The 15,023-nt window shown below is 38.1% G+C and carries 16 protein-coding genes; 1 reads left to right on the top strand and 15 read right to left on the bottom strand.

The genetic code is table 11. The features are described from left to right. Nucleotides 1–59: 59 nt before the first annotated feature. The 14 genes from BUB77_RS21100 to BUB77_RS21035 all read right to left on the bottom strand — a co-directional run bounded on the left by BUB77_RS21100 (nucleotide 60) and on the right by BUB77_RS21035 (nucleotide 12,058). A complete protein-coding gene (locus BUB77_RS21100) occupies nucleotides 60–620 on the bottom strand; it encodes a histidine phosphatase family protein (protein WP_073278905.1) in 561 nt (186 codons plus the stop codon). Between the two features lie 153 nt (nucleotides 621–773). Next, nucleotides 774–1,331: a GNAT family N-acetyltransferase gene (locus tag BUB77_RS21095; protein WP_073278903.1), complete on the bottom strand. Its 558-nt coding sequence runs from the start codon at nucleotides 1,329–1,331 to the stop codon at nucleotides 774–776. Between the two features lie 63 nt (nucleotides 1,332–1,394). After that, a complete protein-coding gene (locus tag BUB77_RS21090) occupies nucleotides 1,395–2,222 on the bottom strand; it encodes a hypothetical protein (protein ID WP_139241269.1) in 828 nt (275 codons plus the stop codon). 70 nt (nucleotides 2,223–2,292) lie between these two features. Continuing rightward, complete coding sequence (locus BUB77_RS21085; protein ID WP_073278900.1) at nucleotides 2,293–2,670, bottom strand: RidA family protein; 378 nt, start codon at nucleotides 2,668–2,670, stop codon at nucleotides 2,293–2,295. 143 nt (nucleotides 2,671–2,813) lie between these two features. Next, nucleotides 2,814–3,425, bottom strand: a complete 612-nt coding sequence (locus BUB77_RS21080) for a YdcF family protein (protein ID WP_073278898.1) — start codon at nucleotides 3,423–3,425, stop codon at nucleotides 2,814–2,816. 154 nt (nucleotides 3,426–3,579) lie between these two features. Next, nucleotides 3,580–4,032 (bottom strand): GNAT family N-acetyltransferase, encoded by a 453-nt coding sequence (locus tag BUB77_RS21075; RefSeq protein ID WP_073278897.1) that lies wholly within the window; start codon nucleotides 4,030–4,032, stop codon nucleotides 3,580–3,582. Between the two features lie 259 nt (nucleotides 4,033–4,291). Further along, the gene (locus BUB77_RS21070; RefSeq protein WP_073278896.1) at nucleotides 4,292–4,768 is read right to left on the bottom strand and encodes a hypothetical protein; all 477 of its coding nucleotides are present in this window, start codon (nucleotides 4,766–4,768) and stop codon (nucleotides 4,292–4,294) included. A gap of 239 nt (nucleotides 4,769–5,007) precedes the next feature. Beyond that, complete coding sequence (locus tag BUB77_RS21065; protein WP_242962559.1) at nucleotides 5,008–5,733, bottom strand: hypothetical protein; 726 nt, start codon at nucleotides 5,731–5,733, stop codon at nucleotides 5,008–5,010. 109 nt (nucleotides 5,734–5,842) lie between these two features. Further along, nucleotides 5,843–6,289, bottom strand: coding sequence for a MarR family winged helix-turn-helix transcriptional regulator (locus BUB77_RS21060; RefSeq protein WP_073278894.1), 447 nt, complete (start codon nucleotides 6,287–6,289; stop codon nucleotides 5,843–5,845). A 30-nt stretch (nucleotides 6,290–6,319) separates the two neighbouring features. Then, nucleotides 6,320–8,179 carry an ABC transporter ATP-binding protein gene (locus BUB77_RS21055; protein WP_073278893.1) on the bottom strand — a complete coding sequence of 620 codons (1,860 nt, stop codon included), beginning with the start codon at nucleotides 8,177–8,179 and terminating at the stop codon, nucleotides 6,320–6,322. Beyond that, entirely contained in the window at nucleotides 8,179–9,993 is a 1,815-nt protein-coding gene (locus BUB77_RS21050) for an ABC transporter ATP-binding protein (protein ID WP_073278952.1), read from the bottom strand. Before BUB77_RS21050 ends, BUB77_RS21055 begins: the two co-directional genes overlap by 1 nt. 475 nt (nucleotides 9,994–10,468) lie before the next feature. Next, nucleotides 10,469–10,804 carry a M3 family oligoendopeptidase gene (locus BUB77_RS21045; RefSeq protein WP_139241267.1) on the bottom strand — a complete coding sequence of 112 codons (336 nt, stop codon included), beginning with the start codon at nucleotides 10,802–10,804 and terminating at the stop codon, nucleotides 10,469–10,471. A gap of 41 nt (nucleotides 10,805–10,845) precedes the next feature. After that, on the bottom strand, nucleotides 10,846–11,493 hold the full coding sequence (locus BUB77_RS21040) for a pentapeptide repeat-containing protein (RefSeq protein WP_073278890.1): 648 nt from the start codon (nucleotides 11,491–11,493) through the stop codon (nucleotides 10,846–10,848). Between the two features lie 31 nt (nucleotides 11,494–11,524). Next, entirely contained in the window at nucleotides 11,525–12,058 is a 534-nt protein-coding gene (locus tag BUB77_RS21035) for a GNAT family N-acetyltransferase (RefSeq protein ID WP_073278888.1), read from the bottom strand. A 476-nt stretch (nucleotides 12,059–12,534) separates the two neighbouring features. Here BUB77_RS21035 and BUB77_RS21030 point away from each other — a divergent pair, with 476 nt between their 5' ends. Then, nucleotides 12,535–13,131, top strand: coding sequence for a hypothetical protein (locus BUB77_RS21030; protein WP_084124545.1), 597 nt, complete (start codon nucleotides 12,535–12,537; stop codon nucleotides 13,129–13,131). A 290-nt stretch (nucleotides 13,132–13,421) separates the two neighbouring features. Here BUB77_RS21030 and BUB77_RS21025 read toward each other — a convergent pair whose 3' ends face one another. Continuing rightward, on the bottom strand, nucleotides 13,422–15,020 hold the full coding sequence (locus BUB77_RS21025) for an ABC transporter transmembrane domain-containing protein (protein WP_073278886.1): 1,599 nt from the start codon (nucleotides 15,018–15,020) through the stop codon (nucleotides 13,422–13,424). Between the last annotated feature and the right edge of the window lie 3 nt (nucleotides 15,021–15,023).

The raw sequence follows: 15,023 nt of genomic DNA, 5'->3' as shown, positions 1-15,023 counted from the left end.
ATAATGGGAAGTAAGCTATTGTTAACAATTGCGAAGTAAGCTAACTATAACATTGGAATTTAGTAAAACGAGTATACACATTCTTCCTGTCCTATTTCATACTTAAATTCTATAATTTCAGCTGGTTTCATTTCTTCAATATAAGCCAAAGCTCTTAATGCCATCCCATGTCCGACAAATATTACTTTCTCGTACTCTGCATATTTATCAGCAACTCTTCTCATTCTTTTTCTCATATCCTCAACTGTTTCCCATAGTTTGCATGTTCCTATTGGGTAAACACCTTTGTAGATTACAAATTCATCATTCAGACGAAAAGCTTCTTCTGATGTAGTATATTTATTAGACAAATCTGGAATCCATTCGTGTAAATCAAGTTCTACCCTGACATCAATTCCTGTATTCTTAGAAATAATCTGAGCTGTTTGTAAAGCCCTTGTGTAAGGGGACGAAATAATAACTTCAGCAGTTTTCAATCTATTATCCTTTGCAGTTTCTTCTGCTTGTATTATGCCTTTCTCAGATAATGGCGCTAAATCTCTCCCAAAACCCCAAAAATGATGTTCCATTAATTCACTATAGTCAGCTTCGCCATGTCTTATTAAGTAATAAGTTGCCATTATAGTACCTCCGTAAATTCTTATTTATCATTCGTTCACTATCTAAACCAACAGCGAATCACTTTTAATTAAACTATCATCTGCCAATAAATATAATGCGCAGATAAAACTACACGAGAAAATTGTAATTTGTCGATTTCTACATAATAAGAGTTATCTTTTGATTTCTCTAATCATTGAATACTCTTTAAGTAAAGTCCCGTCTTTTAATTGAATTGCATTGGGTTTCATTCCCGTTTTTCTAAATCCCATTTTCTCATACAATGCTCGTGCACGACTATTACCTTCTACAAATTCGATTTCTATTTGTATTAAATTTTTGTGTTCCTCTGCAATATGTATTAACTGTTGGAAAAATTTTGTTCCAATACCTTGATTCCAAAATTTACTTAATAGTGCAATTGCAACACTGGCTCGGTGTCTTGTTTTTATTCCAGTACTCCATGAAATCTGACAGTTACCAGCAACTTCTCCATCGACCAAACATACAAGCATAGCCTCGTTATCGGATTCGTTCATTCTATCAAACAAAGCTTTTTCATATTCTGCAGTATATTTACTATACTCCTCAGGATAGCGCAAAATAAAGTCCGTTTCACCTGCTGAAATATAAAGATAATCTAGCATTCCTTGAATATCCTCATCTTTCGGACTACGAATCAACGCATTTCTGCCATCTTTTAGTTTGAATTCAATTTCTTTAATAATCATAGTTTGTCCACCTCATTTTCTGTTGCTCTCTTCTGTTACTTCATAAATATAATGAGAAGTTCACTAGCTTCTCATTTTGCTTATTTTAAACACCCAGTATTTTGTTCGATACTTTTCTGAGAGCAGAACATATAGCGTTACCCATTTATTGGGTTGACCCACCATACCCACATTGAAATAAGTCTCAGCGAAAGATTCACTAAGAATATATTTACTCTCGATGTCTTTTTTGCTGTCTAATAATGCCCATGCTTTTTCGCAATTAGGATGATTCGCCGCACCAAGAACCGAAAGCCCATACATAATCATCTGTAAACCTATGTGTACATGATCAATCGGATAAAACGTCCCCGCCATATCTTCGATAATTACCTTTCCGGGAGCGTCAGAATGGAACGCAACATAGTGGTTTATATAAAATTTTATTAATAGCTCAAATTGCGGCAGAATAATTCCTACCTTTTTCAGCTCTGCCGCGAGTAAAAGATATGTGGTAGTTTGTCTATAGCAACCCATATCCAGCAACTTAGAGTCGTTTGTTTTTTTTGTTTTGTCCAGACATCGAACTGTGCCATCTTGCCGTATAGTAGAAAAAACCAATGGTATTTGTTCTTGCACCCACGGATGCTCGTAATATCCAAGCGATACCAAATTTCTCAACAATAATATTTTCGCACACTTCATACTCAAATTCATATTTTTGATGATACGTTCCATATATTCATCAATAGGTACATCAACGTGTGTTAAACCAAATTCCGCGAGTGCCAAGAAAGCGTTGATATCCTCCCACTTTTTATTACATTTGAATTTATCCATGACTAAATTAAGCCTTTTTGAGCTTAATAAATTTTCATAAGCCTTTTTCACTTCAAGATCATCTTTTGACATACCAAGAAGCTCGGTCATTACACGGTATTTTATTTCTGGGGTATCATCTTAAAGAAGCCAATTGATTACATTAATCATTGATTTTTCCTTTATAAGCTATTGCGTCTATTTGTATTTGAAGACCGTCTACACCGCCTTTGTTCGCAAATTCGGTGGAAATGGTTTTCCTTGCCGGATATTTGCCAATAAAGCGTTGTTTGAACACCTTCTCCATGATTGGTATATTCCACGGGTCTTTCATCAACACATCCACTTTTACAACCGATTCCAAGGATAAGCCGACTATTTCTAAACGGCGGCACATATCGTCGAGTGCGCCGTTCACCTGTGCCTCAATGGATTGCCCTACATTTCCCTCACAGAAAGACAGGAAAATAAAATCACCTGCTTCAACAATACCGGAGTACGCCCATTCCTCATTTACCTCATACCTCATAATTTCTGACATAGCAAAACCTCTCCTTATTATAAAATAATCTGTTTTCACTTTATTAAATATAGTTATAACACTCTGTAGAACCAACTTCGTATAATTGCTATAACATGAATATCAGTCATATACATAATGGGAATTAAATAAGAAAGTCCAATCTACCTTTTAGACAATGCCTTCATCTCTATAAAATCATCAGCAAATTGATTACCGCATCTGGTTAATTCGCCCATAACCCGTTGAATGCCATAATCACTTTCATACCAATTATCTTTCGTAATGCCATATCCAGGGATAGGAGAAATAAGAAAGTTGGTATCAGGAAACGCTAGCTGATAAAACATGAGGCTCCGTCTGGCATGAAAAGCTTTGCAAATAAGAATCGCTTTATTAATGCAAAGTTTATTTTCTTCTGCAACCTGCCGGGCAAAGAGTGCGTTTTCCTTTGTATATGATGACCTGTTTTCTCCATAGATGGCAGAGGAAGGTACATCATTTTTAAGAAGTACATCCGTAAAAAAATCAAACTCTGTTTCATATGATTTATTGTAAATCTCTGCTTTTGATCTTGGACCTGGAAACTTCCCGGTTTTTATACTTACACCACCGGAAATTAAAACTACAGGAGCATATTTCTGTTTCCATAATTCTGCTGCCTTTTCCCCTAATTCCGGATGTGAACCACCCACAATCATAATAGCATCTGATTTTTCTAATTTATTCTCAACAAAAATGAAATTCCCTATATCATCAAACATACTTTTAAACATGTATTTACCTCAAAGTATCAAATATACCCCAAGCTCATAATATCCATCCGGCATTTAGTCGTTATGTTCTGAAATAATGAGATGGGGTGTTTCTTAACTTTCTGATTACCTTTAACCTTTCATTAAATAGCATCAATATGCCTGAAAGTTCCAATCAGCTTTTTAGGCAATATATTTCTTCAATATCATCTTCATCCCCGCAGGTTTCGCCCGTTGAAACCAATCCAAACTTCTCATATATATGCTTACCCCTGCTATTATTCGGAGCGGTGCTAAGATATATTTCTTTACACTTAAAATGACTAAACATAAAATCTACAATAACTTTTAGTGCTTCCGCACCATACCCCAATCCCTGGTAACGTTGAGCAATCATAAAACGGCAAAGTTCATAAGCTTCCATTTCTTTACTATATCCAAACATAGTAAAGCCGATAAGCGTATCATCCTTTGCAATTCCTTTTATTATCCATCCCTTTTCATAGACGGACTGGGCTATAGAAAATGCATTTGGCGCCACAAACTCTGCGCCTTCTTTTCCAGGGTGTAAACAACATATTTCCTCCCAGTTATCCGCTGTTATATCAATCAGCTTTATATTATCCATATTGCATACATCCCTTCTGCAGATTAAAAATAATTAATTCGTTCATTTAAATCTTCCAGAATCTTTTTATGAAACAGTTTCTCGTTTCCCGCTATTACGATAATTATTACTTTTTGCACTCTATCCAAACCCAGTAACTAATATCATTTCGTTATTCAACAAATTCCCCGTTAGCTAAAGCAACCTTTAAAGAGTAAGCAGCACTTCAAGGGGTTCCTGTCTCGTAGTGAACAAATAAGAAAGTTTGGCACATCTTATGCTATTTATTTTTCAGCCTAATTGGAATAAACGTTTCCATTTGAGCCCAGCCCTGAGCCTTAATGATTTCAGCAGGTGTAATTATATGCCCCATGGCATAATGATTCGGACGGATATCCAATTCCAGGATTTCCGAGTCTTCAATATATTTCAGAGCTTCGTTATACAATCTTCCGTTGGTTTCTTCATCCCCATCCTTGTAGGCATAGGTTAAGTAATAACCTCCATCAAAATCAATCACTTCGTTTCCGCCGTCATCCATGTCATCACTTAAAGCCCACATCCAGACCATTCCCTGCTGTTCTTCATCATAATACAAAAAATCCCGTGGCAGAAAACTGTCTCTGTCCGATGGCCGGATTGCTGAAAAATACCTGTCGAATCTCCCCAAGGTACCTTCCGGAGAAAAGTCAAAATTTTTATCTGCGCCGGATGACGCCGCTTTAAATGAAGGTAAAGATGTTATTCTAAATTCCATTGTAAATCCTCCTTAATTAAAATAATCTGATTCCAAACCTCTTACTCTGCCGTCATACCCTTAACATAATAGGAAGTCACTCAACTTCCCGGATTCCTTAATCTTTAAAGTTAAATTCCCCATCAAATTTCTAATCTAAGCAACAGTTAACTAATTTCAATTATTAGTTCCCTAATTTAAATGGCTTGCAATTTAATCTGTTTACTTTTTAATCTGTCTACTTAATTGATTTAGCTCGTCTACTTCTCTTCAAAATAGAACGGGTTTTTTATTATTTCCTTGTCAAATGCTTTTATTGCCATTCTATACATTGCCTTTGCATGTATCCGGTCATGCCAAAGAAAGCGCCTTAGAACTTTTCTCAAGGACCACATTTCATTATAGCTTCCTTCAATCACCTTATTATCCAGATAACCCGGCAGCCTTTCAACTTCCTTCAGTGCATGTATTCTATTTTGTAAAATATCTTCTTTGTTTTCTATCAGGGCACCTATTTCACCAACATAGTAGCTGGTTACGTTATTCGTATGTACATACATTTCAGCGGCAGTCCTTGGAACAGAACCATAAAAAGTTTTTCTCGCACTTAATACGCTATAATTCTTATTTGGTATTGAATTATAAAGTTCATTAAAATCTTTTGCTGACTTTATAACAAGCTGTTTCAAATTTTCATATTCTTCCCTTGTAAGCGGCACTTTCTCTGTTTCGAATATGATATCGGAATCGGCATCACAGATATTTAAATCACTTACCTTTTCCTGCACGAGGAAAGGCTCATATTTTTCTTCTAAGCTTGCCTTACTATCTGTTCTCCACTTTAGATATTGCTTTATTTCCATTTCAAATTTACTCATTGCTTCTTCTTTTGATTTCCCGCGGGTAAATGCTCCGCAAAAATTTTCCGCATACAGCAAGAAACCATCTTGATTATATTCCATTACTACCCTTATCTGCTCTGCCAATGGTACCTCCAGCTTACTTTCTCTGTATTCCCTAATGTTACTTTTTTCTGTTAGTATACTCCAATTATAACCATATTTCCAGAAAATTCTGCTAAAACAAAGAACCAGCTTAAAGCTGGTTCTCCTGGGGGATGTTTTCTTCGAGATTTTCACAGATTTTTGTAAGTATCCGCCGGAATATTTCCATATCTTCCTCTGAAATATCCTTTCTTAAGATACTTTCAAATTGATTGAACATTTCGTGAATTGCTGACGCTTTTTCTCTGCCCTTTTCCGTCAGGCAAATGATGACGGAACGCCTGCTTTCCGGGTTCATTTCCCGTTTCAGCAGACCCATTTTTTCCAGATTATCGATGTTTCGTGACATCGTGGTGGTATCCATGTGGCAGCGGCTGGAAAGCTCTTTCTGGTTTAAGCGGTCTTCTTTTAAAAGAGTATTTAAGATTCCGGCCTGCCCCTGTCCGGGTGTCAGCCCATTGGACGAGAGCACTGGTGAAAGCAGCTGTTTTCTTGCCCTTTCCCCACGGATAAAAAGTTCCCTTATATTACTTTTCATTGTGTTTACTCCTTTTCTGATAATACCTGTTTAATCCAGTTCAAATTGTCCTGTGTAAAGTTTATAGTAACGGCCCTTTTGTGTCAACAGTTCTTCGTGGTCGCCCCGCTCAATTACCTTTCCCTTTTCCAGAACCAGAATTGCCTTGGAGTTGCGGACGGTGGAAAGTCTGTGGGCAATGACAAATACCGTACGGTTTTCCATTAAGGTATCCATGCCCTTTTCAATTAATTTCTCCGTCCGGGTGTCAATGGAGCTTGTGGCTTCATCCATTACCAATACGGGTGGCTGGGAAATGGCTGCTCTGGCAATGGCCAATAGCTGCCTTTGCCCCTGGGATAAATTAGCCCCGTCACTTTCCAAAAGAGTGTCATAGCCATTTGGCAGCCTTTTAATAAAGGAGTGGGCATTGGCCAGCTTGGCAGCCTTCACGATATCTTCCTCACTTGCCTGAAGCCTTCCGTAACGGATATTGTCGGCTATGGTTCCCGTAAACAAATGGGTATCCTGAATGATAAGGGAAATAGAGCGCCTTAAGTCCGCCTTTTTGATATCCCTGATATCCAGTCCGTCATAGGTAATCTGTCCTTCCGAAATTTCATAAAAGCGGTTGATCAGATTGATAATAGTGGTCTTTCCTGCACCGGTGGAGCCTACGAATGCAATCTTCTGACCGGGTTTTGCAAAGAGATTGATACCATTTAAGATAGTATGTTCTTTTGTGTAACCAAATACGACATTCTGGAAACGTACATCTCCTTTTAAGGGCACATAGGTAAAGCCGTCCATTTCCCCCGGAACCTTCCAGGCAAAATCCCCTGTATAGGTATCGCTTTCATGAAGATTGCCATCGGCATCTTTCCTGACTTTTCTTAAAGTAATTACCCCTTCGTCTATTTCATGCTCTTCCTCCATCATGGTAAATATCTTCTCCGCACTGGCCAAAGCTACCATCAGGAAATTTATCTGTATGGTAAACTGGTTCATGGGCATTGCACTTTGTCTGACATAGACCAGGTAAGAAGCCAGCGTACCGATATCTGTCAGTCCTGCCAGGGCAAATAAACCTCCGACACAGGCAGAAAGCGCATAATTAATATAGGACAGGGATACAATGGTGGGAATGGTCTTCGCCGTATAGGTAAAGGCTTTGGTGGAAGCTTCTCTCAGCTTTTCATTCAGCTCATTGAATTTCCGAAAGTCCTGTGCTTCATGATTAAAGATTTTCTCCACCTTCTGCCCTGCCACCATCTCCTCCACATAACCATTAATGGCTCCCAGATTTTTTTGCTGGGCTGTAAAGTACTTTTTGCTCAATTTCCCGTTATGCCGGATGTACAAAAGCATAAGCGCCAGGAATATAATTACGATAATGGACAGCTGCCAGCTTAAAATAAGGAGCATGATAACTGTGCCCACCGAGGTTATAAAGCTTTGAATCAACAGGGTAAAGCTGTTATTCAGGGCTTCTGAAATGGTATCCACATCATTTGTAAAATGACTCATCAAATCCCCATGGGTATGGGTATCAAAATAGTTCAGCGGAAGCTGCTCCGTATGCTCGAACAAATCGCTTCTGATTTCCGATACTACCTTCTGAGAAATATGAACCATAATCTTATTATAGAAAAAGCATGCCAAGACTCCGGCTCCGTAAATAATCCCCATAATAACGATCATTTTTATCAATCCCGGTATATCTCCCGGAATGATATAATCATTTACCACTGCTTTTAATAAATAGGTACCTGCAATGCCGGAAGCGGAACTGATGCATACAAATACTGTAATAAAAAACAGGGACAGCTTATGGCGCCCTAAATAGCGAAGCAATTGCAGCAGAGTCTTTTTCGCATTTTTCGGTTTTGCATGGGACATTGTTTTGGCCATTATAAATTACCTCCTTGCTGTTGGGAATAATAAATATCCTGGTAAATTTCATTTTCCTCCAGCAGGGTCTTATGGATGCCGATGGCATTTATTTTGCCGTCATCCAGAATCAGTATCTGGTCCGCATCCATAATGGAGGTAATCCGCTGGGCAACTATGATTTTTGTCATGCCCGGCAGTTCCTTTGCCAGCCCTTCCTTAATCTTAGCTTCCGTTGCCGTATCCACGGCACTGGTGGAATCATCCAGAATCAGTACTTTGGGCGCTTTCAGAATGGCTCTGGCAATACACAGGCGCTGCTTCTGTCCGCCGGATACGTTAACACCACCCTGCCCCAGCTCCGTATCATATCCCTTATCCAGCCGGTCAATGAATTCATCCACACAGGCAATATGGCAGGCACTCTCTATTTCTTCCATGGTGGCATCTTCTTTGCCCCATAAGAGATTTTCCTTTACCGTACCGGAAAACAGGGTGTTCTTCTGCAGCACCATGGCGATGGAGTCCCTTAAATGCCTTTGGGTGTATTCATAAATCGGATGTCCGTCAATGGAGATATTTCCGGAGGTCACATCGTAGAGCCTTGGAATCAGCTGGACCAGCGTGCTCTTGGAAGAGCCGGTGGGCCCGAGAATCCCGATGGTCTGCCCGGATTCTATAGAAAAGGATATATCCGAGAGCACATACTCTCTGGCAGCTTCCTTATATTTAAAATACACATGGTCAAAGGAGATGCTGCCGCTTTTCATTTCAAGCTCCTTTGCAGGATTATTACTAATGCTCGAACCATTAGTAATAGCCACGTCATCAGCGACAGCCAGACCGTCAGTAACACTCCTGTCACCGGTTATGGCCCTGTCATCGGTTATGTCCGGCTCCTCCTCCAGTACTTCCGAGATTCTCTTCCAGGAGGTCAGGGAACGCGTAAAGAGCAGGAACACATTGGAAAACATCATCAGGGAATTCAGCACCTGCAGAACATAGCTTAAAAAACTGGTAAGGCTTCCCACCTTCATATCCCCAATTGCCACAAGATTTCCGCCAAACCAGAGAATGCTTAAAATCGTACCATACATAACGAATTGGAAAGCCGGCATGTTGAGCACCGCCAGGGAGAATGCTTTTTCAGAAGTGTTTTTCAGATTCTGGTTTACTTCTTCAAATTTGGTTATTTCATAATCTTCTCTGACATAGGCCTTTACCACCCGGATTGCCGCCAGATTTTCCTGAATAATACGGTTTACATAGTCAACGGCACTTTGCATCCTGGCATACAGCGGACGGACATTTTTTACAATGAAAAATAATACGATGCCAAGAATCGGCGCCGCAATTAAAAAGACCACTGCAAGAGCCCCATTGATCCGAAAGGACAGGAAAATAGCAATAAACATCATCACCGGTGAGCGGAATCCCGGCCTCATACCGTTAGTGATGGAATTCTGAATGGTCGTAACATCGCTGGTAAGTCTTGTAACAAGGGATGGAGTACTGAATTTATCCGTATTGGAAAAAGAAAAGGTCTGCATTTTCTGAAATTCTGCCGCCCTGATCGATGCTCCGATGCCATTTCCGCAGGCCGCGGTAAACCTGGCATATAAATTTCCCAGAAATAATGAGATAACAGCACAGACTACCATTTGAAGACCCTTCAGCAAAATATAGGATCTATCCCGATTTGCTATACCCACATCAATGATGTCAGCCATAATCATGGGAATAATCAGTTCAAATACCGTCTCCGCTTCAATACAAATAATGGCCAGAATCAGCTCTTTTTTATAGCCTCTGGCATAGACTAAAAATTTCTTCATATTTACCCCCGTGCATATCGCAAGCCTGCCTGCGATACTGCTTAAATAGAAATTTAATAAATACATATTTCGCACTAACAGTCATGTCTTCCCAACGCGCCGCTAGATTGGGCCGAGGATTTCGCAGGCACAATCTTGTGAGTGAATTATGTCTTTCAATAATTCTTATTAAGCATTTCTAATAGTTGTCTTTGCAATTGTTGCATATGCATTTATTGTAATCGCAACTATTTTAATCCTATCACTTCGGGAAGTCAAGTGTAAAAACAGAGAAAATCTTCCTTTTGCCATCCAGGTAAATAGAAAAGACCACAGCACAACCTAAGTCATGCTATGGCCATTTTTAAATTTCTATACCAAACTTACTCTTCAGACAGCTACAAGGCAATCTCTAAATAATATACCTACCCACGGCATTCTCAACGAAATACTGCGCTCAAAAATACTGCGTCTCAATGCCAGCCGTAAAACCGGATTAAAAGGTTTCCCTGATGCTGTTAATGGTCCTGTAAATATAATCAAAGCAATCCTTGTCAAAGGGAGAACGAAGTCCGCATTGCTTTATTATCTCAGGGAATGTCAAGGTCCCTGCTTTCTGTAAAAAGGAGATATAACGGGTCCAGGCGCTGTCCATATCCTCCAGAGATTCCGCAAAGAACTGGAATGCAAGAGTCTGGGCCAGGGAATAGATTACCATGGTATTCTGCCACATACATCCCCAGCTCTCAAAGGGAACATCCGAATAATCAATATAAGGATTGTATTTCCTGTACATTTCTTCATACACCTTGTTCCGCTCTTCTGCCGTCATATCCGGATTATCATAGACCAGATGCTGGAATAATTCGAATCCTATTTCACTTCAACTCCCAAAAAATGTGCCAGGGCTGCTGCCTGATAGGTATCTACAATAGCTCCTGCCAGCTCTTTGTAACTATCGGACAGGATTATCCCATCAATGCGGCTTTCCCTGAAATCCATTCCCTTTAGCGGAGTCTTAAAAAAATCACAATTATTTAAGGTCACATCACGAAGCTCCAACTCCTTTAGAATGCATTCAGCAAAGGAAGCGCTGCTGAAATCAGAGGAAGTTATGATTACCTTCTGTAATTTAGAATGCTCCAGATTGGAATAGCTGAAATTCACATCATTAAAAAGCACATGCTTGATGGTCGAATTCTGAAATTTACTCCCAACACCCTTACAGGAGAGAAACTCCACCTGGTTAAAATAACCGTTTTCAAAGGTGCAGTTGGATATATCACAATACTTAAAATATACATTTGTAAAACCAGATTTGTTAAAGTTGCAATTCAACAGCTTGCAGTTATTGAATTCAACACAGCTGTAATCGATTCCTGACAGGTCTTCGCCGGATATGTAATCCGAGGAAAACAACAGCCTTTCTGCTGCCAGTTCCTGGGCCTGCAGCTCTATTATTTGATTAACGATTGGTCCTGCTTCTCTTAGATTAGCTGTTTGGGGTTGATTTATCTTCATTTTCTTTTTCTCCTAATCCTTTAATTAAAAACTATGATTTAAAATTTTCTTCCAAATCAAGTCTATAAGTGTACTGCTCATATACAATATCCGTCAGGCGCTTCTGAAAGGTGCCCTCTTTTTCAATATAAAAGCCAAGCTTTTTTAGAACTGCATTGGAACCCGCATTTTCCCTGGCAACATCCGCTGTAAATTTTCGCCCGCCATTCTTATATCCAAAATCAATTAATGCTTTAATCATTTCTGCTGCATAGCCCTGGCGCCAGTATTTTTTATGTACGCAATAGCCTAAATCCCAATGCTTTTGGTCATCGCCGGGAACTGCACTGCAGGTACCGATATAATCCCCGTTTTCTTTCGAGACAGCAATAAACGGATACCACCCCTCCTGCTTTTCAATTCCCTTTGCAAAATTCAGTTCCGCTTCATCTGCTTTTTCACGGGGAGGGTCGGATAAATATTTTCCCATCTCATCATCCAGCCAGATGCTGAGGCAGAACGGTCCGTCTTCCTCCTGTGTACTTCTGATAATTAAACGCTCTGTTACGATATCCTTTGTTGTCATTGCAAAAACCTCTTATACATAATATTTTATAATGCCGTAATTACAAACGCTTTGAAACCAAAGATTATAGTTGGTTTTGTATTCAGCTCTCTCTATATGGTTTTATAATAAAATCGGAATGTGTTTTATTATACACTACAATATTTACTATAATACCCTTAATAACATTATAAATTATATTATAAAATTTTCAATTAAAAATCAGGAACACATATCACAGACGATACAGAACCGAACTTATTTTGTTTAAATCCACCGGGCGGTATCTGAAAAATATGCTAGACACAGGTGGCACTATCAAGCTGAAAGCATGGAAAGCGAAAACCGCCGTCCTTGTTCAAAAAAAGACCGTCTATATTCTGAAATGCACCTGCTGAAACAAGAAGTACAGGAAGCAGAGGTGGTCAGAAAGTACATGGAACAGGCAATAAGCCGGAGCCTACAAAAGCACAGACCAAGCAGCAAGATATGAAGTTGTGATTGCGACGGATAAATGGTACAATGGCGGTACAGTAGAAAATAGAAAAACCGGAAGTTATAGTGACGAAAGAAAGGGCATAATAATGGCAAAAATTGAAGATTTATTAAAGGCTGAAATTGGTGCAGTTTGTATAGGCTGGCAAAGGATTGAAGAAACATTAGGATTTAGTATACATAAGGATTTAAAGGATTTCTACTCAAGAATCTTATGCAGAAAAATAAATGGTGAGGTTGATTTTGTAGAGGCGGAATTTCTCGAAAAAACAGGCAACGAAAGAAACGATACTTGGATTTCATTCAATGAGTGTGAAGGAAAAGTAGAATATAGCCTTTCCCCAGTAAAATCTTTAGAAACTGCTAATGAAGAGATAGAGTATGCTTTTAAAGAATGGACTGGCGGTAATGATTTTGGACATAGAGCAATGATTGGACAATTCTATTTTAACATAGGAGAAATTTTGATTTTATTTAACAATGATACGGGAAAAATAGAATGGATTGATTGTGAATATGGGTACTTTGATGTTTATGAGGAAAATCCTAATGGCATATTAGCGAACTGTATACAGGACTTTTTGGAAAAGTTATGTTAGCAAAAAACCATATTCCCATTTGATACTCAAAAGCTCATTAAAATAAAAATTCTCGAAAGTAAAGTCTGTTGCAAAGCTGCATCAGACTTTATTTTTCTGTCTTGGCAAATACTCAGTACTATAATAATCATAGTCAGTACTGAGTATTTTAGAAAGGAAAATTATTATACAACAGCTGAACTGATACGGGTATTGGCTACTCCGGACAGGGACATTCCACCGAGAACCACTACAACAAGCACATCCATTTCCAGTCCGCTTCCGTTTGATGATTGAACAATCACAACTTATTATCCAATCCGGATTATTTTATCTGCAATATCAGCAATATTTTGATCATGTGTAATCAGAAGAATGATTTTACCTGGTTTTATTTCCATCAGGCATTCCTTTAAAATAGTTACACTTTCTTTGTCAAAAGCTGCTGTTGGTTCATCCAAAATAAGGACTGGTGCATCCTTTACGAGTGCTCTTATAAAAGAAATTTTTGCTTTTTCTCCACCGGACAATGTAATATAATCAGCTGCTATATCACTTTCAAAACCAGCTGGCAAGCTTACTATCTTGTTATACAGGTTAAACCGTTTACACCAATAAATAACTGTATCTCTTAAGTCTTCCTGATTATTTAATCCATATGTCAAATTCTCATATATACTCCCTGTAACCATTGTAACCGCCTGATTGGAATATGCCATATGCCATTCTCTCAGATAATACATATCCAATTCATTAATATTATAAGAATTAATAAAGATTTCTCCCTGATAGCCACTATAAAGATTGGCTATCATATTAAGAAAAGTCGACTTTCCACTCCCGTTACTTCCATAAATACAGTAAATATTCCCTTTATTCATTGTACAGGACAGGTTTTTTATCAGGGTTTTCTGATGTTCAAATTTGAAGTCCAGATTTCGAATATCGATAGACTCAATTCCGTCTATCCTGATGGTACCATTATGTTCCGCAGCAACTTCATTCATTTGTTCCATACGTGTAACGGATACTAATGTCTGCTGATATGATTTACTAAATTCGATAAAATAATGAACCGCAGTTAGTACCAGATTAAAATAGGTACTTAATATAGTAAAATTCCCTATGGTCATTTCTTTGTTTATTACTTTTATGCCGCCAAAAAAGATGATAATAATATTTGCTAATACCAGTATTCCTGCTGCCAGATTGGAAAACAAATAATTTAAACGAAAATTGTTCATTACGGTATTAAATACATCTTTAAATCTCTTTATAAGGTTCTCATCAAACGTATGGAACAATGAATTTAATTTAATATACTTTATAAGTTTAAATTGTTCTGTCATTACTGAAAAATACTGATTTCTTTTTTCAACTAAAATAAAATTAGATTGGTATAAGGGCTGACGGAAGGCCTTATAGATAATAATATAGGCTATCATGATTCCAATAAATAATAAAGTTATAACAGGACTGATTTGAAAGATCATGATAAAGCCAAATAAAACAGTCAGGATATTGGTTATGAAGTTAACACAATTTCGAACAAAGAAATTAATAATACAATTACTGTCTTCATTAATTCTTGTACTTAAATAAACGGAATCTGCATTTTCAAAAAAAGAAAGAGGTGCTTTCTTTATATTTTTATAAATGCGAAAGCTTAAATCAAAAGCAATTTTACCGTTTAGTTTTGTATTTGATAAATCAACAAAGTATTGAACTGCCAAATTGACTATATTCATAACAGCTATTATAGCCACATATTGATAAACTCTGCTTCTATGGCTGTCAGATACCAATACATCGATTAATCTTCCGGTTACAAAAGGCATCAGAATGGAAATACCCCATACCACAATGCTTGTACTAATAAATATTGTAAATAAGGATGCATATTTTTTCAAATA

The organism is Anaerocolumna jejuensis DSM 15929, from assembly GCF_900142215.1.
GTDB classification, from domain to species: domain Bacteria; phylum Bacillota; class Clostridia; order Lachnospirales; family Lachnospiraceae; genus Anaerocolumna; species Anaerocolumna jejuensis.
Note: the sequence above shows the minus strand (reverse complement) of the source record. Positions and strands in the feature narration are given on the sequence as shown.